The organism is Psychromonas sp. MB-3u-54, assembly GCF_002836415.1.
In the GTDB taxonomy this organism is placed as follows: Bacteria; Pseudomonadota; Gammaproteobacteria; order Enterobacterales; family Psychromonadaceae; genus Psychromonas.
The window spans coordinates 22110-47445 of record NZ_PJBP01000180.1 but is presented as its reverse complement, the minus strand read 5'-3'; the positions used below and the strand labels follow the sequence as shown (position 1 = coordinate 47445).

The 25336-nt window shown below is 37.6% G+C and carries 20 protein-coding genes; 8 read left to right on the top strand and 12 right to left on the bottom strand.

The features are described from left to right. Positions 1-39: 39 nt before the first annotated feature. On the top strand, positions 40-1521 hold the full coding sequence (locus tag CXF72_RS17105; RefSeq protein WP_101040910.1) for a Na+/H+ antiporter NhaC family protein: 1482 nt from the start codon (positions 40-42) through the stop codon (positions 1519-1521). A gap of 439 nt (positions 1522-1960) precedes the next feature. After that, entirely contained in the window at positions 1961-2866 is a 906-nt protein-coding gene (locus CXF72_RS17100; RefSeq protein ID WP_101040908.1) for a cation diffusion facilitator family transporter, read from the top strand. A 390-nt stretch (positions 2867-3256) separates the two neighbouring features. On the opposite strand, the gene CXF72_RS17095 is transcribed toward CXF72_RS17100, so the two are convergent. From CXF72_RS17095 to CXF72_RS17085, 3 genes are all read right to left on the bottom strand, one after another. Next, complete coding sequence (locus CXF72_RS17095; RefSeq protein WP_198552645.1) at positions 3257-4042, bottom strand: alpha/beta hydrolase; 786 nt, start codon at positions 4040-4042, stop codon at positions 3257-3259. Between the two features lie 294 nt (positions 4043-4336). Beyond that, positions 4337-6214: an Lnb N-terminal periplasmic domain-containing protein gene (locus CXF72_RS17090; protein WP_157823283.1), complete on the bottom strand. Its 1878-nt coding sequence runs from the start codon at positions 6212-6214 to the stop codon at positions 4337-4339. A 93-nt stretch (positions 6215-6307) separates the two neighbouring features. Further along, positions 6308-6793: a DUF3015 family protein gene (locus CXF72_RS17085; RefSeq protein WP_101040902.1), complete on the bottom strand. Its 486-nt coding sequence runs from the start codon at positions 6791-6793 to the stop codon at positions 6308-6310. A 549-nt stretch (positions 6794-7342) separates the two neighbouring features. Between CXF72_RS17085 and CXF72_RS17080 the strand changes: the two genes are divergently transcribed. After that, positions 7343-7531 carry a hypothetical protein gene (locus CXF72_RS17080; RefSeq protein ID WP_198552643.1) on the top strand — a complete coding sequence of 63 codons (189 nt, stop codon included), beginning with the start codon at positions 7343-7345 and terminating at the stop codon, positions 7529-7531. 185 nt (positions 7532-7716) lie between these two features. On the opposite strand, the gene folE is transcribed toward CXF72_RS17080, so the two are convergent. From folE to CXF72_RS17065, 3 genes are all read right to left on the bottom strand, one after another. Next, entirely contained in the window at positions 7717-8376 is a 660-nt protein-coding gene (gene folE / locus CXF72_RS17075) for a GTP cyclohydrolase I FolE (protein ID WP_101040899.1), read from the bottom strand. Between the two features lie 143 nt (positions 8377-8519). Next, positions 8520-9188: a 7-carboxy-7-deazaguanine synthase QueE gene (queE, locus tag CXF72_RS17070; RefSeq protein WP_101040897.1), complete on the bottom strand. Its 669-nt coding sequence runs from the start codon at positions 9186-9188 to the stop codon at positions 8520-8522. A 10-nt stretch (positions 9189-9198) separates the two neighbouring features. Then, complete coding sequence (locus CXF72_RS17065; RefSeq protein ID WP_101040895.1) at positions 9199-9420, bottom strand: hypothetical protein; 222 nt, start codon at positions 9418-9420, stop codon at positions 9199-9201. 180 nt (positions 9421-9600) lie between these two features. Here CXF72_RS17065 and queD point away from each other — a divergent pair, with 180 nt between their 5' ends. From queD to queC, 5 genes are read left to right on the top strand one after another with little or no spacing between them, the layout of a single operon-like run. Continuing rightward, positions 9601-9963 (top strand): 6-carboxytetrahydropterin synthase QueD, encoded by a 363-nt coding sequence (gene queD, locus CXF72_RS17060; RefSeq protein ID WP_101040893.1) that lies wholly within the window; start codon positions 9601-9603, stop codon positions 9961-9963. A 2-nt stretch (positions 9964-9965) separates the two neighbouring features. Next, on the top strand, positions 9966-10880 hold the full coding sequence (locus tag CXF72_RS17055; RefSeq protein WP_101040891.1) for a hypothetical protein: 915 nt from the start codon (positions 9966-9968) through the stop codon (positions 10878-10880). Between the two features lie 56 nt (positions 10881-10936). Continuing rightward, entirely contained in the window at positions 10937-12334 is a 1398-nt protein-coding gene (dpdA, locus tag CXF72_RS17050; RefSeq protein ID WP_101040889.1) for a tRNA-guanine transglycosylase DpdA, read from the top strand. Next, positions 12334-13533, top strand: coding sequence for a DGQHR domain-containing protein (locus tag CXF72_RS17045; protein WP_101040887.1), 1200 nt, complete (start codon positions 12334-12336; stop codon positions 13531-13533). Before dpdA ends, CXF72_RS17045 begins: the two co-directional genes overlap by 1 nt. A gap of 18 nt (positions 13534-13551) precedes the next feature. Further along, entirely contained in the window at positions 13552-14214 is a 663-nt protein-coding gene (gene queC / locus CXF72_RS17040; protein ID WP_101040991.1) for a 7-cyano-7-deazaguanine synthase QueC, read from the top strand. Positions 14215-14283: 69 nt separating this feature from the next. Here queC and CXF72_RS17035 read toward each other — a convergent pair whose 3' ends face one another. Genes CXF72_RS17035 through dpdG form a run of 6 tightly spaced genes read right to left on the bottom strand, consistent with a single transcriptional unit; the run spans position 14284 to position 25334 of the window. Further along, a complete protein-coding gene (locus CXF72_RS17035) occupies positions 14284-15498 on the bottom strand; it encodes a hypothetical protein (RefSeq protein ID WP_101040885.1) in 1215 nt (404 codons plus the stop codon). Next, entirely contained in the window at positions 15482-16048 is a 567-nt protein-coding gene (gene dpdK, locus CXF72_RS17030) for a phospholipase D-like domain-containing protein DpdK (RefSeq protein ID WP_101040883.1), read from the bottom strand. Before dpdK ends, CXF72_RS17035 begins: the two co-directional genes overlap by 17 nt. Next, entirely contained in the window at positions 16045-20490 is a 4446-nt protein-coding gene (dpdJ, locus tag CXF72_RS17025; RefSeq protein WP_101040880.1) for a protein DpdJ, read from the bottom strand. The genes dpdK and dpdJ overlap by 4 nt, the downstream gene beginning before the upstream one ends. Then, positions 20490-21224: a protein DpdI gene (gene dpdI, locus CXF72_RS17020; protein WP_101040879.1), complete on the bottom strand. Its 735-nt coding sequence runs from the start codon at positions 21222-21224 to the stop codon at positions 20490-20492. The genes dpdJ and dpdI overlap by 1 nt, the downstream gene beginning before the upstream one ends. After that, positions 21214-24330: a protein DpdH gene (gene dpdH, locus CXF72_RS17015; protein WP_101040877.1), complete on the bottom strand. Its 3117-nt coding sequence runs from the start codon at positions 24328-24330 to the stop codon at positions 21214-21216. The genes dpdI and dpdH overlap by 11 nt, the downstream gene beginning before the upstream one ends. Continuing rightward, positions 24327-25334: a protein DpdG gene (gene dpdG / locus CXF72_RS17010; protein ID WP_101040875.1), complete on the bottom strand. Its 1008-nt coding sequence runs from the start codon at positions 25332-25334 to the stop codon at positions 24327-24329. The genes dpdH and dpdG overlap by 4 nt, the downstream gene beginning before the upstream one ends. Positions 25335-25336: the final 2 nt, after the last annotated feature.

Here is a 25336-nt window from a genome sequence, read left to right as displayed (position 1 = left end):
TGCATATTAAAAATTATAAATTATACAAGGATTTGTTAAATGAATACAAAAACTCAGTTACTGCCGCTTTCACCAGCTAAGGTGTTGGATGTAAAATTCTTATTTACTATTTTTACTCTTTTTTTAGTGATGGTCAGTTTTATTTTGGTTGGCAATAATCATCAAGCTAGTGAGCCCTATGGTTGGATAAGTCTTTTACCGACCGTTTTGGTACTGGCCTTTGCACTGATAACCCGTCGTACCGTCGAAGCACTATTTTTCGGAGCAGTTGCCGGATTATTAATAATAAATCCGAGTGAAATCGTCGGCGGTGTTGTTGACGTAACGATGTCCGTGATGACGAATGAAACAATTGCTTGGTTAATTCTCGTCTGCGGATTAATGGGCGGGCTGATCGTTATCCTTGAAAAAGGCGGGAGTATTTTAAGCTTTAGTAATTTTTTGGTGCGTTTGGTGAAAACTCGCAAACAATCGATGTTGTTTACCTTTTTCCTCGGTATTCTTGTCTTTATCGATGATTATTTAAATGCCATTGCTATCTCATCTGCAATGAAAAACATCACCGATAGCTACCAAATTTCACGTGAAAAATTAGCCTATCTTGTCGATTCGACAGCAGCGCCTATCTGTATTTTGATCCCTATTTCTACGTGGGCTGTTTTCTTCAGTTCATTACTTGAAGCTAACGATATTGCAGAAAAAGGCACTGGGATACAAACATATATTTCAGCTATCCCTTATATGTTTTACGGTTGGGTAACATTAGGCGTTGTTTTTTTAGTGGCTATGGAACTTATACCTGATTTAGGCGCAATGAAAAAAGCAGAAATCCGGGCTAAAGGGGGGCAAGTCCAACCCGATGATAGTGTCGACACTAATTTTTCTAAAGGCGCTACTGCGCATAACAATCCGTTGATGGGCGTCTTAAATTTCATTCTGCCGATGGTCGTCTTAGTTGCCGCTAGCTGGTATTACGATATTGACCTATTAGCGGGTGTGTTTGTTGCAATCATGTTTACCTTAGTTTTCTACGGCGTCCAACGTATATTAAAAGTTAACGAAATGTTTGACGCTATTTACGATGGAATAAAACTAATGCTGTTACCATTAGCAACGGTAATCGGCGGATTCATGCTTAAAGATGTGAACGACCAACTAGGGTTAACCATGTATGTTATTGAAAACGTGGCGCCTTTATTATCTGCTTCACTATTCCCCTCTATAATTTTTCTGTTAATGACAGCAATGGTCTTTGCAACGGCATCTTCTTGGGGCTTATTTGCAGTGGCGATGCCGATTGTCTTTCCATTGGGTACTCATTTAGGCGTACCCATTGAAATCTCAATCGGTGCACTATTATCGGCCTCGGCTGCTGGTAGCCATTCATGCTTTTTCAGTGACTCAACGGTGTTATCTGCCCAAGGTTCCGGGTGTGGCCCAATGGACCATGCTACGACACAACTTCCTTATGCACTGATTGGTATTATCACTACGGCTATTTTCTTTTTCATGGTGGGTTAACAGTCATCACGTCAGATAATTTATCATATTGGTTATTCTTACCTTATCCGGAGAGTAACCAATATTTTCATGTTAGTGACTAAAAATATGTGATCAAAGATGTTAAGCGAATTAAAAATCACGCAATACCAACCCCGTAACCTTTTAGGCATACCATCGGTGAAAAAACGACTGTTGTTGGGGCACATAAATCTAACACTGGATAAGGAGGAGGCTCACGCATCTCGCTTTGGAAAAAGCTTATGCCAATGGAGGAAAACCTGTGTATGGTTGGAAACAGGAGGTATGATGAACTTCGAGTTTGCCTGTTAACCCGATTCAATCATTGCAGTTGATTGTCTGAAGGTAACATTTACAAGTACTTTGAACGTTGAACGTTAAACAGTAAAAGACTTATTATTTTAAATTTTATAGCTAGTCATAGTCAGGGAGATAATGATTGAAAAGTCATAAAATGAGCGAAAGTAAAATACTGATCATTTCAATTTGGGCCGCGCTATTTTTTGCATTGCTTGGCACAATTTGGGGGGTTGTGGTTGGTTCAAGCATGATTATTTTTGATGGTGTATATTCATCGACAGGCATTATATTGGGGGGATTAACGCTAGTTGTTTTAAAACAAATTGAATCGGAAGAAGAAGATCAACGTTTTCCTTTTGGTAAGGCTCACTTTGAACCGCTATTCATTATATTCAAGTCCTTATTGTTAATTGGCATGTGTGTATTTTCCTCCATAAATGCATTAAGCGAATTACTGGCGGGGGGGCGAGATGTATCAGCAAATTCGGCTATTTTATATGCTTTGATTAGTGTTATTGTTTGCTTATTCGTGACTGTCTTTATCCACTATAAAAACAAAAAAATAAATTCAGATCTACTAAACGTTGAGCGTAATCAGTGGTTCGGCGATTTGTTGATCAGTGTAGCTGTGTTAGTCGGCTTCTCTATCGCATATTTGTTGCAAAATAGTACCTTAAGTTGGCTTATTCCCTATGCCGATCCAGGGTTGTTATTCGTTGTCTCAAGCTTATTTATTGTAGTTCCCTCGATGAGTTTTTTTAAGGCATTTAAAGAGATGATTTTTTATCGAGTTGAACCTGAGCTATTTGATTCAATAGATAACAAAGCAGCAGAAATTGCTGAAGAATTAGAAGCTGAATATATATTACGCGTGGTTAATATTGGCCGAGAGGTTAATATTGAGCTTAATTTTTTATCGAAAAACAGGACATTTGAGGTCTTGGAAATGGATGTTATTCGTAATCGTATTTTGAAAATAGTGAAAAAAATGAATAAAAAAAATTGGATAAACATTAATTTCACTCAAGATAAAGCATGGTTATAATTGTCAGACTTTAGGCCTCAATGGTTTTTAGTTTTGCTTTCATTTATATTCACTATGATGCAGTTGTCACGAGACTGATGTGAACTTTCTTTTACAATAAGAGTTTAATAATAATTTTACATTCAGCTGCATTCAACCTGCTCATTAAGTCCATATTTTTAGGCTGATTGACAAAAACGGTGAAATTTATTCTGTCATTGAAAGCCCGAAAAACTCAGCTCAGACCTCAATAAAGAGCCATTCAGGCGCGACGCCTGTTAGTCTTGCTTTTGCCCGCCTGAAGCCGCTGTTCCAAAGGACAAGGTATGCATCTATTGCCGGAACTGAGCCTTTAGGCTCAGCCTGTTACTTTTGAATGCCTGAAGGCGGGATTCCAGTTTAGCAGATCACTTAATTAATGCGTTTGCTATAAGCTTCTTTCGCGGAAGACTCCAATAAATCTTTTTGATCAAATAGACAAGCTTGTTGAAATTGTTGAAGAACAGGCCAGTTTGTTAGTTGGCAAGTTAATTTTTCGCGCCATATCTTATTATTCCAAATTTTAATATGTCCTTTTTGCTGAGAGAGCCAAAGTTCTTTGGGGTCATTCGCTTTTTCAAAAAGAATTTCAGCATGATTGGAGCTGATCAATAGATCATTCTCACTGTGTACAATCAGTAACGGTACTTGTTCTATTTTCGAGATGGCTTGAACGGGATCATAGGCGGGCGTGATTAACCTGCTTAACGGGTATTGAAATAGCCAAGTGAGCCATGATTTCCCGAGCGTCTCCTGCATTATTTTTTGGTAAGAGCTAAAACTGCTATCAATAATCAACCCTTGAGGACGTTCTGAAAAAGGCAGGCTAGCAACCATATTAATTGCAATGGATGCCCCCAGACTCTGCCCCCAAACAATCATTGGGCGATTATCTGAACGCTCATTTAGCAGTGCTTGATAGCCTGCTAAAGCATCTTTTTGAACAGACATAAAATCGGGCTCTCCAACGGATTGTCCATATCCACGGTAATCAATAATAACCACTTCCCAGCCTTTTTCGACTAACCAATATACATTGGCAATATGATAACTCAGGTTCTGGGCATTGCCATGCAGGAAGTAAATAGTGCCTTTTTTTTCTTCTTTGGTTGGGAGCTGCCAAGCGTGGATAAGGGTGCCATCTTCGGCAGTAAACAAACGGTCCTGCTTGGTGAAGTTAAAAAATTCTGGCGAGGGAATCAACGTTTTGGAGGGCCAAAAGAATAAACTTTCACACCCGGAAAGAAATAATGTAAGAATCAAATAGATTGGTACTGTCCATGACTTAAGCACACATAACCTTCCTATATTATATCGACTGGGTATACACAGAGAGTAGTTGATGATGAAATTTCAAGACTAGATATTATGCCTAACACCTTTCCAAGGTTAAATTTTTCGGCATAAAAGTGACCTGAATGAACATAAAAAGCGTAGATTAAAATCTAATATTTACCAATAGTGGCGGTAAGATAAGCTTAATTCAGATGCTCTGTCATAGCTTAACTTAGTGCGGATATCCCAGCTTTTAGACTGACCGAATCGCTGCTCCCATTCAATAGTATGACCATGATGCTCAATATCATCTAAGTAATAATAATAACCAACAACAAGTGACATTCGCCAGTTGGGATTGAGTGATGATAATAGCCCAGCTGTCACGCCCGCTTTAAAATTTCCTCTTTCACGATCCGGAGCTTGTACTTTTCCATTTACCATGCCATATAAAGCGGTACTGTTGCTTAACCGATAACTTTTCCCCAAAGAACCTGACGTGCCAGCAACTAAACAATCATCACAGCGTAAATCGACATTAGCGAGACCAGCGCGAACAGACCAACTGAAACCACCGTCATGGGGTAATCCTGTACTGGATACATTTAAGTTTTTTATATGAAAGAGATCCCAGCGCTTTAAGTTCCATTTGTTATTACGATAAAGTAACTGCAGATCAAACATAGAGAGAGAAGAGAATGGTAAACGACCCGCATCAAGAGACAATAAATCATAATAATTTGCTCTGTAGCGCAGCGCTAATCCTTCGCCATTATGAGAATTGTAAGTGGGAGATATTTGCAGTAACGAAGGATATTGTGCTTCATGAGGTGGCACTAAGGGTGAAACTGACCAGTCGACCAGCTTCGTTGATAGCGTAAAGCGCTCGGTAAGCAGTTTTCTTTTAACTTCTGCCTGTGCTGAATCAAGTTCGCCTTGTGATACTTTTAAAAAACTATAATAGTCAAACAGGGTTTCCACAATCCGCTTTTTACCGAGATCATTTAAGCCTTGGTATGATAGAGCATCAATAAAGTTAATACCCTCGGCAATGTCACGGGTAATAGCCTGTTCACTTTGGCTTAATTGATGAAATTTACTGTAAAAAGACTCCTGACGGGACTCATGCTTTCGAATAGACTGCATAGCTTGATTGTTGTTATCATAGGTACCTGCAACAGCTGCAATGATATCGTAAGGCATCACCCAAGGCTTTTTCGCATTCATTAATGGCCTGTCTATGACCAGCTCAAGTAACTTAGCGATGTGGTAAGCGCAGTTTTGCTTAAAGAAATAATAGGTAAACGTTTTATTATGAATTTCCCAATGATGAGCCAGCACTAAATCAATTTCTTGTTGAGTTAAGTTAAGTTCATATTCCCATAAATCACGTAATTCAGTTTCGTTATAAATTTTACTATGACGATGAAAAGCTTCGGATGAGAATTTTGCCTGATAACCACCAAAAATACCCAGAGTAATATATTTTATTTTGCTTTCATTTTCCGGCACTATCGCGCCGTAATTTAATGTTTTTTCAAGTAACTCAGTGTCATTTTCATTACCTAGTTTTATCAGTAAATGACCATACATTGAGGCAGGATTACCTAAATAACCTGAAGCAAATAGAAGGCTGAGTGATGTTGCCGAATGCTTAGTTTTATATTGCTGGTAAGTAGAGCAATTAACTGCAGGCATATCTTTAACGCTATTCGGTAAGACGTTAATCAGCCACAACTTGCGAGCGGGAAAACGGCATTGAACCGATACATTATCTTCAGATTCATTATCTAACATTGCCGCAATAGTCGCTTCAAGCTCTTTTTGGGAAGAAGTCCTTCCTTCTGGAGATACAAAGAAGTTGTCTGTCGTTACTTCGCTTTCAAAACTCGAAATTAGGCTGGTTTCATAATGCATTAATCGTCGCCAAGTACGATTTTCAGATAACTTCTGCACACGGGATTGTTCAATCCAATGATCAGCAGGAGCTTGTGCGTAACTACTCGATATAAAAGCGAAACTAAATAAGACGGATGTAATGATATATTTGTACATTGGTAATGAAGCTACAGTTAAAAATGGGTATGGTACTGCGGGAATAAAAAAGGCAGTCACAGACTGCCTTCTACTATATTGTAACCCTTAGGATTATGCGGTTGCATTCAAAATAAGAGAGTTATAGTATATTTTTGATTTTTCTATCATAGTTGCGTTGGTGTAAGCAGATTGACCTACAATTTCAGCCATTTCAGCGCGAACATTCGCCATGATTTTTAAACGGTCAGTTTGATTTACTTCCAGTATATCTAGCATTGCAGTGATATGCTCACCACTACCTTTAGCTGTTTCTTCGATAATATTGTTGTAGCTCTGTTGGATAAACATGGCTGTTTTCACATTGTTACCTTCACAGGTTTGCTGAGAAATACCAGCAGAAGTCACAGCAGTCGTACCGAAATCCCAGATGACGTTAGAGATAGCAGCCGCAGGGGCAGTATCCTGAAATATCATCGCGCCAATACCACACTCAGTCCACGGATTAATGCCTGATTGAGCAGTCCCCTTTGCAGCCAGTGTAACTGGAGAGATTATAATTGACGAAGCAATTGCCGCTACTAAAATCAGTTTATTCATTATAATTACCTATCTTATTGTTTATCGGGGATTAATTGTTATCGACGGTAGCACTAAATCATAATATTGCAAACAAATCATCACAAAAAAATTATTAACATGTCGGATTTTTGAATCTGATAGCAATAAACAACTAAAATGCGCTTAGATCTTCTAAATGGGTTCCAGAAAAACACATTAATTATCAAAGTATTAATCCCCCCTTGGCCGAAGAATCATAACAGGCACTGCAGCAGCTTTGTACTCATGTTCTATTACCGCTTGAAGACAAATTTCATGAAATCACTATTACCTACGGCTTCACTTCATTTGCATTGCTTAACCAGTGTATTCGGATTTAAATAAGTCTTTTTTATTTTCAGCACTTTAAAGGAACTACCACAGAGGACACCGAGGCGCTGCGTTACACAGAGAAAGACCAGTATCTTCGGACTTACATAATGCGTTTGGTATTATGTTATTTGTAGGGTGCATTCTATGCACCGCAAACAGTAGCAATCGGTGCATAAAATGCACCCTACGAGCTAAAAGCCCATTGAAACAACGTCTATGTTTAAGAAATTGCATTTAATCCCCTTAGCAGAAGAATCACAACAGGCACTGCAGCAGCTTTGTACTCATATTCTATTACCGCTTGAAGACAAATTTCATGAAATCACTATTACCTATGGCTTCACTTCATTTGAACTTCTCAAATACATTAAAAAGAACAGCCCGGGTGATATGTCCCCGGAATAAAAACATCACCGGCTTTTTAATTAAATTGTAGATATAAGAGAATTTACAAGCGAGTGTAAATTTGTAAAGGCAAGAAGCGCTCCCATATCTAGTCGATTACCGTGGCATGCTCATTCAAACCTTAAATAGCAGGGTTCATCGCTTAACTGTGCGCTTACGTTACATTTTGGTGCAGAATGTCGGATTTACCGATGTAAAAACTCATTTCGTGTCGCAGGATTCGATTTAAAAATGCCACCTAATGCTGTTGTAGTTGTCGAACTAGTTGAATCCATTACACCACGAGACTTAACACAATAATGTACAGCATCCATTTTAACGGCAACATCTTTAGTCTCAAGTAAAGTTTGTAACGCGACTAACACTTGCTGAGTTAAACGTTCTTGTACTTGAGGTCTTTGAGCAAAAAAACGTACTACTCTATTTATCTTTGATAACCCGATAATATTTTTCCGAGGTAGATACGCAACCGTTGCAAATCCATCAATGGTCACTAAATGATGTTCACAAGTACTGATTAAACTAATGTTATTCACTTTAACCATTTCATCAAAGTTCATCTTATTTTCAATAACTGTAATTTTGGGGAAATTGGCATAGTCTAGACCAGAAAAAATTTCATCCACATACATTTTAGCGATTCTTTTTGGGGTATCAGATAAGCTGTCATCATTTAAATCTAATGACATTAGCGTTAATATTTCCCGCATGTGGTCTTCAATTTTATCTTTGCGTTCTTCAGCACTAAGTATGCAAGGAAGCATTGGAGTTTCTAATCCACATTCTATCAAAGCATTTTTCACTTGCATGGCGGATTTGTTTAAAGCTGTTTCAGTTAATGCCATAATTCCCTCATTCAGAACCCAATAGAAATCAATTAATAATTAATCATTAATCATTAATCAACAACTTATATTTTACTTTTGTATTTTAATTCAGTTTTAATTAACAAATAACAAGTTATCTTCTATATAGACAACTAACAACATTATTCAATTTCTAGATATTTATGAAGTTGTACGGAAAGCCGCCAATTGTTTTCAATACAGGATGCAATTGCTAATTTAGTTGCTTTAGAACCCATACTTATTGGTTGAAGATAAATTGGCATGGTACTTAAATCATTTTCTATAATCAGTTTTTTTAATTCATCAACGTGGGATTCTCGAGCAATAGGATACTTAATTTCAGAAGCTTTTTTGTATGAAGAACTTAAAACTTTATAGCCTCCTTTCATGTTAATCTTCGGCGACAAAGTTACCCAGCAATTTTCAGTCACATTAATATCAAATGTTCCGGATGTTTCAACTTGACAAGAGTATCCTTCATTTTCAAATCGAGTACAAAGCATTGTTAAATCATACATACAAGGCTCACCGCCTGTGATTACAATATGCTTTGATTGATACCCCCTTTCTTTAAAAAGTTCAACAATTTGTTTTTCACCAAAGTGACACCAACTATCTGACTCTATATTTTTAGTGATAAAAATTTCTTTTGAAATTTCCTTATCCAGTGAAACATTCCAGGTGTGCTTAGTATCACACCATGGACAACCAACAGGACACCCTTGTAATCTAATAAATATGCTCGGCTTACCTGTATAAGTCCCTTCACCTTGTAAAGACTCAAATACTTCGTTAATTTTATATTTCATATTAATAGATCTATTGGTTATTATCTGTAACAAATGAATTTAGCGCTTTTTTGTAGTCTTCAACTTCCTGCTGTGACACCTCATTGATCATTTCTCTAATAGGGTTACTTTCAACTTCAACGCCTAAAAGCTGTTTCGCAATCAATATTCCTTCTTCTTTACAACCATGGTGGTCTTTCTCTAAAGTTAAAATAATCTTAATTAGTCCTTCCGTAAACAGTTCTCGATTCATTACTAAACCTTACAATTAACAAAAATTGAGCATAACAGTTAGTTACATCATATGAAATATGGTTAAACCAACACGAAGAAATATTTACTAAGCATATACGTTTATCCACTGGCTGGTCGACAAATAATACGATACAATGACGAAACATCAGCACATATTTAATTATAAAGAAGGTAAGCAATGGCTATCGAAATATACAAAGAATTTACTTTTGAAGCGGCACATAAATTACCTAACGTAGCAGATGGACATAAATGTGGTAGATTACATGGCCACTCTTATAAAGTAAGGTTGCACATGAAAGGAGATATTGACCCAATTTCTGGTTGGTTCATTGATTTTTCTGATATAAAAAAACTGTTCAAACCAACACTTGAGATGCTTGATCACTATTATTTAAATGACATTGAGGGATTAGAAAACCCTACAGCAGAAGTTTTAGCAATGTGGTTATGGAAAAAGATAAAAAATGATTTTCCTCAACTTCATGCTGTAGAAATAATGGAAACTTGTACCAGTGCCGTACTGTATAAAGGCCATTAACCTTGAAAGTTAATTTGATTACTAATTGTACAAATCTTAAAAAAAGCAACATTCAGGATAAAACTCAACTGAATAGCTTAGTTACTAAATTCGACTCTCAAAAAATTGTGAGCTCATGGTTAAAGAGACTAAATAATGCTTTGCAGAAATTTCCTGCAAAGCAAGTGTATGCAGGGGATCATTGGAAAATCGCAAAGAGTGTAAAAAATCCAAACGTCGAACTATGGGTACTCTCTGCAGGTTATGGGCTAATTCATAGCTCATCAATGATCACAGCTTACGATGCCACATTTTCAAAAGAAAGCGATAATTCAATCCACCATACTGGATTGAGCAATAACGAGTGGTGGCGTTTAATACACCAGATCAGAGATAAGGTACAATTTGGTTGTGGCTCTCTCTCTTCACTTGTTAAAGATAATGGCGCAGATAAATTCTTCATTGCAGCTTCACCTGCCTACCTAAAAGTGATTGAAGAAGAACTATTGGAATTGATATCCACAGGGAAACTAACTACCGAAAACCTATTTATTGTTTCTAGCAAGTGCAACCTTAATATAAAACTGAAACCATTTTTCTTAGAGTCTAGCGCCAACTTTTCTAGCACACTAAAAGGTGGGCGTGTTTCATTAAACATAAGATTAGCTAAACATTTACTAGAAAATTCAAATGATTGTAATATTGACAAACAAACAGTATTCAATCGATACAACAGTTTAAAAAACAACTCCCAAAAATTAGTTATTCATCAACGAAACAAACTCTCTGATGAAGAGGTTATAAGCTTTATAAAAGACGAATTACAAGTGAATAAACATGTGAATATGTCAGCTTCTAAATTATTAATAAAATTAAGAAGCCAAAACTTAGCCTGCGAACAAAAAAGATTTAGCCGTTTATTTAAAGAAACCCTTTAGATACATTTTAAGATAATTTCTATTCATTATGATAACCCCAAATACATAGGCGTAACGTGACAACTTTTAATTATTATTTTCCTGACAATTTAGATTTTGTCGACCCACAATTTAATGGTATTACTAATGCAAAGACAAAACATCACCGTAGATATGATGATGATGCTTATCCGCATGAAGTATTAAAAGAGCTACCATACAACGGCATGTTAGTTTCATTAGCCGGTGTTGGCACAATGCAAAAGCGGGGTAAATATTATACCCAAGAGCTCACGGAAGATTTTTATTTCTATGGTGCTCAAAAATTCTTAAGATTGGATAGAAAGAAATTTAATAATGTCAAATTAATGGGAGATTGTGGCGCTTTTGATTATGTTGATGAACCAGAACCCCCCTTCACCATTGATGAATTGATCGAATTTTATGAACGTGGTGGTTTTCACTCTGGGATCTCTCTCGATCACATTGTATTTCCATATGCAAAAGACGATGAAACATTACGTGCAATGCCGTATGCAGATATTAGAGAAGCAGAACGTAGAATCAAGATCACATTAGATAATGCAGAAATTTTTTTGGAGAGATCTAAAAATAAATCATTTATACCCTATGGAGTTGCACATGGATTTAGTAAAGATTCATTTATAAATTCTGTTAAAAAACTGGAAGCAATGGGATATACCCATATAACAATAGGCGGTATGGTTAAATCTAAAACTCCAGATTTATTAGATCTGTTAGAGACGCTTTCCGACATCAAAAATGATAAAACAGAGTTTCACTTACTAGGTATATGTCGATTTGAAAATATTCCTACCTATGTAAAATGTGGTGTTACAAGTGCAGATAGTACATCACCTCTTCTACAAGGTATCAAAGCCGGTAAATACTATGAATTCAACGACGAAGTCCACGATATTTTTCAAGCTTTATCAATAAGAATTCGACAATGCGACCATCAAAACGTACAAAAATTGATCGACAAGCACCGTACTGACATACGTAATTTAGTAACAAGAATGATCAATCATAATGAAATTGATATAGATCTTGCTAACAATGCTTTATCTACAAATGAATGTGTAAAACGCCTTGAAACCGACTGTATTAATAAATTAATAGAGTACGATAAAACGGGTCTTCATTTTGAGGCAACATTCAAAGCCCTTATGGCTTATGAAAAAGTAACAACAACAGATTACCTGACAGGTGAAATCACACAAGCTAAACAAGCGATTCTAAATAAGGAGAAGCAAAAAATTAAAGACTTCTTATTTAGAAGTCCTTGGAAGCTTTGTAAATGTGGTATTTGTGAAAGTGGCATAATGAATATTATATTTCGCTCGAATCAAACAAATCGTCGTCGTGGAATACATAACTTAGCAATCGTAACTCAACATAAAGATAAAGTTATTGAAGAGTTAAAAAGTAACACAGCCAAGGCAACAAAATAATGCAAAAAATAACTCTAAAAATACAAGTAATTAAAAAAATTGTTAATGACGTTCCCGTCTATTGTGGTTGGGTTGAAGGCAAAAAAGTAAGAGATATTGCTAAAATCGTTCATATCACACGTGAAGGTAAATATATCAATGGTTACCAGAGAAGCGAATTACCTAAACACATAGAGTCGATCAAAGACTACATAGAGTCACCAAAATCAGCCATCCTTGCGAACTTAGTAATCGGTTTTAATAAAAGTGTGATTTTCACTCCAATTGAAAAAGGTAGTGAATTTGGACATTTGGAGGTTCCGTACTATCCTGAAATGCCTTCAAGTGAACTACCAGGTGCTATCGTTGACGGTCAGCAGCGCTCTGGTGGAGTTAAAAATAGCTTCCATGAGAGTTACCCACTTCCTGTATCTATTTTCATTTCAGAAGACGAAAATGACTATATTCAACAGTTTTTAATCCTAAATCTAGGCAAACCATTAACATCCGTTCAATTAAATGCACTGGCTCTTAATAGTGACATTTATAAACCGCCGGCATTAGCAATAAAAGCCTTTCCATTGTCTATTTGTCAAGAACTTGGCTTTGGAGATAATGCTAATGGGACACCTCCGCTAAAAGGGTTAATCAAGTCTAACGGTTACCCACAAGGTTTCATCGCTGAATCATCTATTACGGAATTCATTACAAATGTAGAGCGTATGGTGTTAAAAGCGATTAATGTAAGAGTTCACCAAGAACTCACTAAAGAAAACAAAAAAACGTTTGTTCACATACTAAATAATTTCTGGATTGCAGTAACAACGGTATTTGAGCATGAGTGGGCGAAAATATCTAAAAGCATGAAAGATACTTATATCATTCATGGCACAAGTATTTTTGGTTTTTCGTTTTTATGCCGTCACATGCTACGCGTTTATCTGGAAGATAAACCAGCAAATACGACCAATATTCCGCCTATCTCTTTTTTTGAAAAAGAACTAAACCAGATTAAACACCTGTGCCATTTTAGTAAAGGAGTCTGGTCTTTTGGACTTGAACGCAGTGATGAAGAAGATGCACCAGATATTAAATTTTACCGTCGTTGGAATGACTTTCAAAACACAACATCTGAAAAGCAGCTATTTGCAGGAAACTTATTAAAAATATATGAATTTAGCAAAGGCTTTAAATCGCATCATGATGTGTATTTCAGTTAATCCAAATTGGGGAACCGTATAGTGGCAAAATTGGTTGTAATTTACTCTGGTGGCATGGATTCGTTTACAGTTTTAAATAAGGCAGTAAAGGATAACTATGAGGTTTATGCCCTATCATTTGATTATGGGCAAAAACACCACAAAGAGTTAGTGTGCGCGAAACAGGTATGTGAAGAGTTAAAAATTCCGCATAAAATTTTAGATATAAAATCTATTTCTAGTTTATTTACCAGTTCATCATTGGTGTCTGGGGACATGGACGTGCCCGATGGGCATTATGAAGCAGATAATATGAAGTCTACAGTTGTTCCAAACCGTAATATGATATTAATTTCCTTAGCTATCGGCTATGCAGTTGATATTGAAGCGGAAGGAGTTTGGTATGGTGCGCACTCTGGGGACCATCTCATCTACCCTGATTGTAGACCTGAATTTGTAGAGGTTATGGATCAAGCATCCAAAATGGCTAATTTTGAGCCTGTGTATGTTCATGCCCCCTACTTAAAAACAGATAAAATCGGTATTCTGAAAGATGGTCTTAAAATGAGTTTGGACTACTCCAATACTTGGACTTGTTATAAGGGGCTCGAAAAAGCCTGTGGCACTTGTGGTTCTTGTGTTGAGAGGTTAGAGGCATTTGAAGCGAACAATTGCAGTGACTCAATTGCATATATAACCTAAAATACAATATTAACAGAGTGATGGTGATGACTCTGTTAATATTAATTTACTTCTATAGACTAATAATTTTTAGTGAAATTTTTGAAAGTAGTTGGTAGCACTAACTTCTAATTGCTGCCAAAATCGATAAAAAGACGGTTGGGATTTTATACACATCTTAATTTTTAGTGGAGCCCCTTCTACCCATTCATATAAATCAATGACTTCTGATTCATGGCAAGTCTGGGCATAGTTAAGAACATGAGCTATAGATGACTCATCATAATTGAACTTGCTAAGATCTAATCTATCATCAAGTACCAACTTTTCAGCATTAATACTAGTATCTTGCCCCATCAGTTTATCAAGCCAAGCTTGTTCAATATGACCGAATGCAATCTCACCCATGCTCTCAATATTCATAACATGTGCAATGATTGCCCATAGGCGCCATTCACTCTCTATTTCAAAAACTGGAGACTTTACAAGCACAGGATAAAATTCTTGAGCACTCTCATTCAGTTTTGGCCAATCGATTTCAAAGGCATGTAACGCCTCTCCATTCTTGCATGACGTAAATACCAAAGCATTCAGAATGGCAACCATAACGGCACTAGAAACCACTTGAGCAGACACATTTCGCTCATGAGCAAGTCGAATTATCGCCTTCCAGTTCTGTTCTTTTTCAAGACACATGAACTTCAGTGTATCTTTATTTCGCCTTTCGATGTCATCTCTTATTACGATTTCATCGTAATGTCTTACCATCCGCTCAAGGTCATCTTCCCGATATGCCACCATAAACGCTTTTATAAGTATTCCAATAGATTTATCACTCATTTTCCTAATATTTGGAGAGTCATTAGAACGCAGTATCATTTCATCCAAAGCTGTTTGACACTCACTTACCGCATAGCGGATAAATTTCTTATATTTGTCGGTGTCAAATTCTGTACGTTGTTGACTCCAGATGGTAATCTTCAGAAAACCATGAGGCCATCTCTCAAGTAGGCTTGTTTCAAATTCGAATTCTGCTTCTTTACATGGACGAGCATATTTGCAGTAAAATCTAGGTAGTGCGCAATTCAACCAATCTTTGGTGTGCTCCATTATCTCTTCTGATTCACACAAAACATAAAAAGTCGGCTCAGCACCTTGAGGGTAGCCGAGCACATACTGAATTTTTTTTAAGTTTTGAAGATTTGCTCTTGCTTCTTCAATCTTGCTATTCCATATGCTCCCAGGAGTGATGCGATTCTCCCCATGATAGAAAATTTTGAGAATCGAATTAATACATCCAGTCATCGTCATCCTCCAACTCTAGTGCTCCACGTTGAGTTTCTTTAAAATAAAGATCTTCATAGGTGTTTTTCTTTTCAGCAATTTGGTTTGCATTGATTGTGTAAGTAATACCTTCATAATTTTTAGTTGCACCAAAATAGGTGAAATTCATTGATCCTCTTATCAATGCGCATTCCGTTAGAAGCCCTTTTTCATGAAGCTCTGTAAGCTCCACCACTATAAATCTCGAAGGGTAGTTTTTGAGATTTTGCTCTAGCTGTCGAATCTTTTCTCGGTTCTCTCGAATGGCCAATTTCAATGTTGATCCAGCCTCTACGCAATTTTGTAACAACTCAAAAAAATGAACATGTCGATGTCCCCACATTGGATTGATAGCGTCAAAATTCCCTGAGGTATTATCAAGCACCGGAAAATCAGAGATCCAAGGACTTAATATGTAGATCACCCCTGGGTTTAAAGATTCCGCAATCAATAGAGATGAAAGAAGATCTTTAATATGTGCGCGACCGATCGCCTCTTTGGTTTCAATTGAGCGTTCATCTTGAATAATCATTGTAAAATATCCCTAACCTCGACGGTAACATGAAGCGATGAAAAGCACGTTTTCAATTTGGTAATTCTTGGATAGAACATCATTTTATTGTACTCAAGCATACTGATATTCAATTGGCTAATAAAAGCTTTCACGTGACTCCTTTGCTCTCCTGTAAAGACTAGAGTACCCTTACCAGAAAATTTTAGCGCTTCAGAGAGTTTGTTTTGCCAATTTTCTTGTGCATCATAATTAATCAATATTTCAGTACTAGTAATGACCTTCGAAAGTAGTAATCGCTCTGTCTGATTCCCTTTTGCACTAAATTGATTATAGAAACCAAGCTCTTGCATTCGAATCATTGCGCCTCTCTGCCATAAGTGAGACTGAATGCGATTTTTCTCTCGATAAATATCTAGATTTGGTCCACCTTGTTGCCTAGCAAGCAAAAACGCAACAATCTGGAGCGGAATTTCTATATCTAGGCTAGATTCATATTGATTCCAATTGTTAATCAATAACATCAAAGTGTTATCTGTTTGATCATCTGCCCCTGTTCTTAAAACGCGAGAGTACAAAATACTATTCCAGGCATGAGTAATTAAGATTCCAAGCTTTGAAATCTGTTGCTTAAAGGCCTTAGTGCTTTGAGAGCGCTCAGCAAGAGTTGAAGCTTCGCGGATCTGTTTCAAGCCACTTCGAAGATCCGAGTTTTTTGCAAGTTCACCCATAAAATATTGCAGGTCAAAATTTACCTGCTCATATTCGCCTGTCTCAAAGGCATGGGTTAAATGTCCAAGAGTACGAAGCGGATCCTCTTTAAATATCTCTCTGAACTTAGTGATGTAACCAATTCCCCCCATTTCATTTTCATTAATCCAAATGTTTAAAACATTGCCTTCCCACTTATGGTCTAAATTGAATGATTGCTCAGACACATCGGAGACCAGTTTTAAAAACATAGCGTTGATGCCTCCACACAGAGTTTGACCCAGCAGTGCTTTACCCCACTCATAGTAAGCCCGACTCTCTGCATAATCCGGATCAAGCTTGAGTGCCTCTTTGATGATTTGCATGTTATCTTCATCAGAAAAATAATCAGATAAGCGAAGGTGCAGAGCTTGCGCTTCTTCCCCATCTTCGGTTTCACGACGTTGGAAAAGACTGTTAATTACGTCATTTAAAACAATCTTGCCACTCTCTGAATAGAGGATCTCAAAGGCTTCATGCAGCGGTTTTTTCTCGTTATCACTTAACACAAATAGTGAGCACATCAGACATTCAAATATCCAATTTGCTAGGAAGTATTCATTTTCGTAGGCATCATAATTTATAAATTCGTGTTGAAGATACTGATAGTAAAGTGCTTTTTTGTTATTATCATGAGCGAGAAGTTCCTTGATAGTTTTATCAGAGAGTTCAAAAACAAACTTGGTACTATCTACCCAAAGCTTGGTGCCGATAGCAACCGGGTTTGTTTCGTGTTGCCATTTAAAGTGCACATTTGCTTCACCTCTACTTCCAGAGAATGGAATGCTTGCCTTAGAGCCTGTGCTAAAGCGAATAAGCTCCAGCGGCGTAGAGTGATCATGCGTGAAGAACTCGATAGATTTAAGCACATCATGCCATTCACTATTTTTTGGGGGCTCAATTCTGCTTTGAGATTTTGGGGATGTAATATCAAAATGCCACTGAAGTATACTGCTACTTTTATTGCCTAGCACTCTGCTGGTTGAACGATTCGTGCGAATAAACCTTGGTTGATAAACCGAAATTTTTTGCCCCTCAAAAATCACCTCATCCTGATGTACTTGCCTGCTGATGTTGCCAAAGGCCTCTTCAATCTCAAATCCCATATCGACGTTCATATCTGGCAGTGGCGTAAAGTTTGAAGGAATTAACCAATCTGGCACATTCATTGATTTAACAGTATAACGTTTTGACATTCGCCCTGGAGCAAACTCTTTCAAAGCTTGGAAAAATGCCATCGGCTCATCCTTTATTTGCTCTTCGCTTTGAGTTGAACGATCCAAAATAATAGAAAGGCCTTGCGTATCCAAAGCTGCAAAAAGCTGAGGGGCAATATACTTTGGCATCGGGCCTATATTTTTCTCACCCAGTCCTTCCCATCGCTTACCTCTTGCGCCCCACTTAAATCGTAAATTTTGCTTAAGCTCAGGCAAAAATGACATCATAATAGATCGCGGAGGGGCCCACATAACAACCTTGACTTGATCTTCATTAAGGCCAAGCGTGTGTTTCAAATGCATGGAAAGTTGTTGGATTCTTGATGATTTTGCCATCACATCAGAGACAGCCTTAAGCAATACCTTTAATTTTTTTTCAGCGTTGGTTTTATTTGGATTTTTGAGGATTTCCCAAATATTAGTCCAGCGGATGTTATACACTTTTACCAACCACTCAAGAGTGGCAAGCGCGGCATGCATTTTATGAATATGTGAATTTTCCGTTGGCAGTTTGGTGGTGCTCACCTTAGGGTCAATTAACTGCTCATATTGTTGAAATGCAATTCTGTCTCTGCCGTAGTCAGATAAAATAGTATACATCCAAGGCCGCATGCCCCGGAGACGACCAGCACGACCCTTTCTTTGCAAATATGAAGCTACATTTCGAGGTGCTTTATGTTGAATGACCGCGCCAACATCCGGATCATTATATCCAACCTCCAATGAAGCAGTGGCTACCACAACATTTGCAGATTTATTAACACCACTGGATTGGCTTGAGGTTCGCTCTACGCGTGCTGACTGAAACAGTTTATGTCCAATCTTTTCTGCTGATGACCAATCCTGACCCAACTCTTTTTGAAGCGCTTCAGAATAATCACTATGATTTGGAGAACGCTTTGAGGCCAGAGGATACTCGTTTCGATCACTTTGTCGAAGTTCGCCGTAATAATCTTTCTTGCCCTCTGAGTCTAAATAGTCATTATAAAGACGGTTGATCACATCGAGATCATCGGTAAAGACAAACACCTTTTGGCCAAACACTCCCTGTGAGATATTTTTATTTGCTCCTTCATGGGTATCAAGCATGCGATTCCCCAACATCGTTGCCTGAATGGTTGCTGACAAGAGGCCTGTTTGTGAGGCAGGATCACCACGAAGAGCCAACAAATACTCAGCGCCTTCCTCTTCTAACTCAGATTCAAATGACTCAATCAATTCTGTACGATGGGGCTTAGTGCCAGTTAAATCAGAAAAGAAATTCTTTGCATCAGCAAGCGTTGCAGACAGGCCAACAAAATGTGGTTTAATACCGCTAAATTTCATCCAGCGCTTTAATAGATAGGAAGTTTGTGCCCCACTGCTTCCTGCATAGGTGTGTACCTCATCAAGAAGAACAAGAGGTATGGCCTCTGAATTATCACTCACACCAAATAGATGATTAAAACTACCATCACTCAGGCGCTGGTTAAGCATCTCAGTTGTTGTGAACAGAATATCTGGCGGTTTTTTTTTAGCACTTTCTCTGGTAACGAGCACTTCATCATCTGCAAGGGGTGTGTCACAAGTTGCACAAATTGCCAATTTTCTTCGCTTACTGTATCTAAGAGTGCCTGAGCAGTGTTTTTTAGGGCAAACCATCGGTTCAAATGCTTTCCCATCTTCAACATAAGATTCATGAAAGGTATCCCCATAAAAGGTACCGATGGTGATTTTTCGCTTTCCCTGAGACTGTAAATATTCATCGAGTTTCCGAGCTTCTTTGTAAGTCTCTGCAAACTGATCTTTTAATAGCTCTTTACGTGGGTAAATGGCCAGAATACGAACTCGCTTGCTATCATCCTGCAATAATTCAAAAGCCAGTTTGGTCATCGCTGGCAAATAAAAAGAGAGCGTTTTACCACTACCGGTTCCAGCACACACAATGGTTGCACTGGCATCTTTGGTATTTCTGGTGTTTTTATATTTATGTTTATCAAACGTCTCTAGAATGCGCTCTGTTGAACGCACCTGAAAGCCTGATAATTCAAACCACTTATCGTCATTTCTAAGAAGATTAGTTAATATGGTTTTTTCATTAGCAGATTTTAATAAATTACTCTTCTCCCAACCCTCAATGAGTCTCTTTGAGTCTTGGTCACGCTTTGGGTATTGACGAGCACGCTTTATAAAACGGAAATCAGAGATAAGTGGTTTAGCATCTTCCACATTTTGCTTCCCAAACCACTGGCGAGATAGCACTTGCAGACGAACGGTTTCTGCCATGCGTGAGCGATATAAGTTTTCACCGACAGGAAAGATAAAGCAGCGACTCAGTAGTGCTTTGAAATATTCATCCACATACATTTCAAATACGCCGGCATCTTTAATGCTGGCTTCTATTTCAACTCTGCTTGAAAAAACTTCTACATCGCCCCAAACTAAAAGCTCAGACTCTTTATTCTCAATTCGATCAAGTGCTTCTATTAGTTGTTCATTATTAACTGAATTATTCATTAACGTTGCCTTACTACCAGTGTATCTAATTTATTATTCTTCTTGAGCCAATCCATGACCTCTGGCGTGAGTAACGAAACAAAAGCAATATTCCCAACCCTATTTAGCTTATCAAAAAGTTTTTTTACCCCCTCAGGTAGATCTTCCGTATTCATTTTTTCTTTTAATTCTGCACATCGATGAGCAAACTGCTTAATTCTTAAAAGTTGGGTTTTATCAAAATTAAAGTCATTAATTTGATTATCTAAATCACGCTTAGTAAAGTTGTACTTATTATATAAGTCGATATTGCCATGCACACTTCTTTGATGCTCTAAAATAAAATCATCAACTTGCGCCAAATTTATTTGTTCATCTAACCATTCGACCCAAATCACTTTATGGAAATCAGTAAACAAATCAGATGTACTTTTCAAAGATTCTGTAAGGTTAAACAGTGTATTTTGATCATCACTTAAGCTTTTATCCTCTAGTGTTTCCCAGAGTATTTTGAAAGCCTGCAACCCCATTTTGGCTTGCTTCAATGCGTTAATGCTACTGTCGCAATACAAATTTACTTCATCAATATCACTGAGACAATCGTGTTTTTTTGCTTCATGTTCTACCTTTTTACTAGCAGTATCTAAGCGCATCGATATTGTTTTCAGATCTTGCTTTTTATCTTCAAGGCTGGCGCTATCTTGATAATATTTAATCTCTTTACACATATCGGCAATTTGATTCTTAAGACTCATTATGGTCTCCCAATACTTCTAAAGAAGAGTCTAACAGCGTTAGGCGATCATTAATTGCGCCTGTATATTGCTCTATTTTATTTGCGCCATTATCTTGATTAAATTTCCTAATATCTTTGACAATTTTTGGTGAAATCGATATCCAATCTTTTAATACCTTTTGCCAAAGCCTCAATTCTTTACCATTTATTTTATTCAGTAACTGTAATGGATCTTTACTATTATCCATTAATCCCATAACAGATTTAGGCGTCTCAGATGTGACAATTTTTGCTAAATCTCTTGTGCGTTTTCGAACAGTGGTCATGGTATCGGAATAGTTAGGTATCATCTCCGCCGGAATTTTTTTATAAACCTCATTTAATGACTCCAACAGTTCCTTAAGTTCCATTTTAGTCTCAGAGCCAACTAGATAGTCAAAAAACATTTGGCCTTGAGTCGAGACGTCTCGTATGACAGGCATCAGTTCAGAGTTACTTCCAACTAAGTCATTAATTTGTTTATAGGCATTCTTAAAATCTACTGGATGAATGGCATTATTTTTTCCAACAACGATCGTTCGGAGCCACTTATCACGAAGTTTATCCCACTCATCAAGCCATTTATTTAGCACCTCACTATGTAGTTCATTAATTGGCTCAGGAAGTCTACTTTTAATATGTGCCGAAGTTTGAACAAGTTGGTTCAATCTTTTGGCAGGAGAAGATAAGTCTACTCCTAAATTTTTTGCTAACGCCACTTGTTGTCCTAAAGGATCAAGCGCAGTGTGCTTCGCAATTTTTACGCAAGTTTGCATGGCACTTTGTACCCAGGTTTGAGCAAAGTCTTGATAATGGATATAATCTTCAAAACCCTTAGGGTAGCTCCATCCTTCTGTTTTATTTGTCGAGTTGTTATTTGTATAACGAAGAACTGCTAGCATCTGACGCTTCAACGACATTGAATCAAGGGAATCTGATAGCACCTCCTCGGCAAAAGCGTTGACATATTTTTTATTGGAAAGGTTTGTGGCTGACCCCGGCACTCCGATATTGATTTTGCTACCCTCTTTTAATACCGACTCAAGCATACTTAAATTTTGTGACGGTCCCCAGTTTTTAGTCTTATCGACAGAATAATCGCTAAAGCCTTTGTGATTCTCCAGCATCTGAAATAACCCCTGCCTTAACTGATTACTTAATCCTTGGTCTAATTGCGCAGAGCCTGCAAACCACTCATCAACTTTTATCTTCAACTCGTCTACGACAGGTTGACTCTTAGGTTTCGTAGGCTTTACAGTTGGAGTTGGAGCGGCGGGTATTGGGTCACCTATGATGATTTGACCCATCGATGCCAAAGTAACATCATCTGATAAAAATGAAGTATCAAGATTAAAAGCACTTGCTTGTCCTGCACTTACTTGCTTTAAATTTTCCTCAGTAGAGCGGCCATCACTGTATAAAGACATGAACCCCACAAGTCTTTTGCTCATCTCTTTATCTGTAATTCTTTGCTGAATGAATTGTGCTGTTTCATCATGACGAAATTCATTCAGTTGCCCTTCAAACCAAGCACTAGGGTATCCCCCTTGAAGGAATATTCCATTATGGTCTCGAAGGATTGCTAAAAGCACTTGCTGAATAGCTACTCGGGGGTTAAATCGTGTATGCCCAGCACTAAACACATGCTTTTGCGTAAGCTTCATAATAGCTTGTTTATTATAAGGAAAGAGTGGAATGTTATTTGGTGAAGAGCCAAATTCTTCTAATATTTTCAGCTCAGATTCATCAAGTGTATTTTCCCAAATGGGTAAACCAAGACTAATATTGGATACATCAACCAAGCGTTTCACTTCGCTCACACCATGACGGGCAGCGTTAATATAGCGAGCACAAAAGTTCAGAACGTCTTCGTTTGAAAAGGCAAGCTCCGGAAATTGCCTAACATCGTTATCAGATGGCAGTCGCCATTCATACCCCCCGCGCGTCCAGATTGAACTTCTGTGGCTTTGATAACTTTCTAAACCATCAGTGGCAGCAATGACAGACTTCATGGGGCAAAGCACCTGCTCACCATCGTCCATATCTTGTTCAAGCAAACTATCAATCAAGACATCATCAATTGCAGAAATGGCAGCTAAATCTTCCACCAGTACAACCAGAGTTTTATTCTCTGCCAGTAGATATTTACGAATTTCTTTAAATAAGTCCTGAAAATTGCCAGTACTAAATTGAAAAAGACGATTGAACATGAGTTTACAGGCACGATCAATAGCCTTATTAGTGATTTCTGCCGCCATCTTCCGCTTTGACTCATCAGACGCTAACTGAAGGTTACGATAGGCCGTTTTTGCTTGGCGACCAAGATTAAAAGACATCTCTTCACCTGATGTAAATAAAAAGTCTTGCCCTGTTAGCTCAAAATGCTCATCTAGAAGTTCCGCATAGCTTTTTATTTCAATCAACCGTGAAATTCGGTTATTAATAACAGATCTGTCACCAGAAAATTTAGTCTGAATATAAGGGTCAGCAAAAAAATCAGTCAATTGCTTTGCAAAGGTCATTTCCTCTCGAAGTTCAACGCGTTTTTCAGGCGTTAAGTTACCGTCAACTTTAAGAGATTCCCCCTTTTTTGTAAGCGCCTCAGGTATCGCTCTTAACGCTTCATTAAGATGAGTAAATAACAAACCTCTCGTTGTCTCTTCACTTAGTCCATTACTCACCTCTCTAGTGTGCTTGCGAGCTTGATCAAAGACATCCCCTTTAAGACCATATAGCATGATTTCAAGCACTTGCGAAAGACTGGCATTTTTAGGAATTCGGATGACATGCCAATTTTCTTCAATAGCCTTAGGGTGCGTATCAGCAATGGCATCAAGCCAACGAATAAGGTGAGACTTACCACTACCAGATTCCCCCAACAGTGGAATGATATGGTTGCTATTAAGTAGATGATCTAACAGTTCTTGTTGAGATTTTACTTCGGGTGTATTTGTGCCATATCCGGTTGCAATCAGCTTTGTTGGATGGTGGACAGCGATTAAAAGCTTATCACTTAAACGCTCTGCTTCACTTAAAATACAATCTTGAACATTGTCAAAGCTTGGCCAGTAAGATTGAATGCTCATTTGTTCACCTTGTCATGAAATTGAATGTGGGTGACTTGCCTAATTGAAGAAATTGGTAAGTTAAGATCAAACCTATCTGTACTATCCGACCGACCTTCTAATCGAATGAGGTTCATTTGCTCGAGGCGATAAAGTGCAAGGCTTAGTGCTGAGGACATTTGCACATTACCATCATTAAAATTCAGCGATGGACGCTTAATATTTAAATATTCAGGAAGCATTTTTTGATACGGACCAGTATCAAAAATAGGAAGAATTTTATTTAATTTATTTAAGAAATCCTGAATACCTAACTCAGTTTCGCCACTGAAAATATCAGCCAAATACCACTTAACAAAGCGGGTCGGATCCACGCTGTAGGTGTTTTTCCCTACCATTTCAAAAAAGCCTAGGAAATGTCCATAGTTGATTACACCACTCGATTCATTAGATTTATTGAAGGTAATTCTTTTTGTATTTTGAGTTATGCTACCTGTCATCAAATCATAGGCAGAACTTTTTGTTAAGAAGTTATTATTTTTAAACGTCACGTCTTCTTGATATAGAAAAAAGCACATTGCAAACACAAAAGTACTAAAATCTCGTTTAAGATCATCACTACTGTAAAAATCACTTAAAGTGACTTTTAACTTACCATTATCAAAATAATGATTTGAAATCACATCTAATATTCGTTTTGGCAGATTCTTGCGAGAAGCCTTAAGCCCGCTACTTTGGTAACCTTTTTCCCCACCTTCTAACTCTGTCATTTCCCATAGGCCATAATTAGCCCAAAAGTCTAAAGACTCTCGCATTTTCTCTTTTGCATTGGTGTTTACTTCAAAGTTGCCTTCTTCATCTAAAGTATCCTTTAAATAAAGAAAATCAGGCATTGCTGAACCTAAAAGTTTTGAGTTCGGGATAAACTTTCCGATATTTTTCGTATTAAATTTGATCAGCAGTTCATCGATGAGCAGTAAGGTTGGTATATGACTGCCCCGGTTCGCATTGTTAATAATTGCCATAG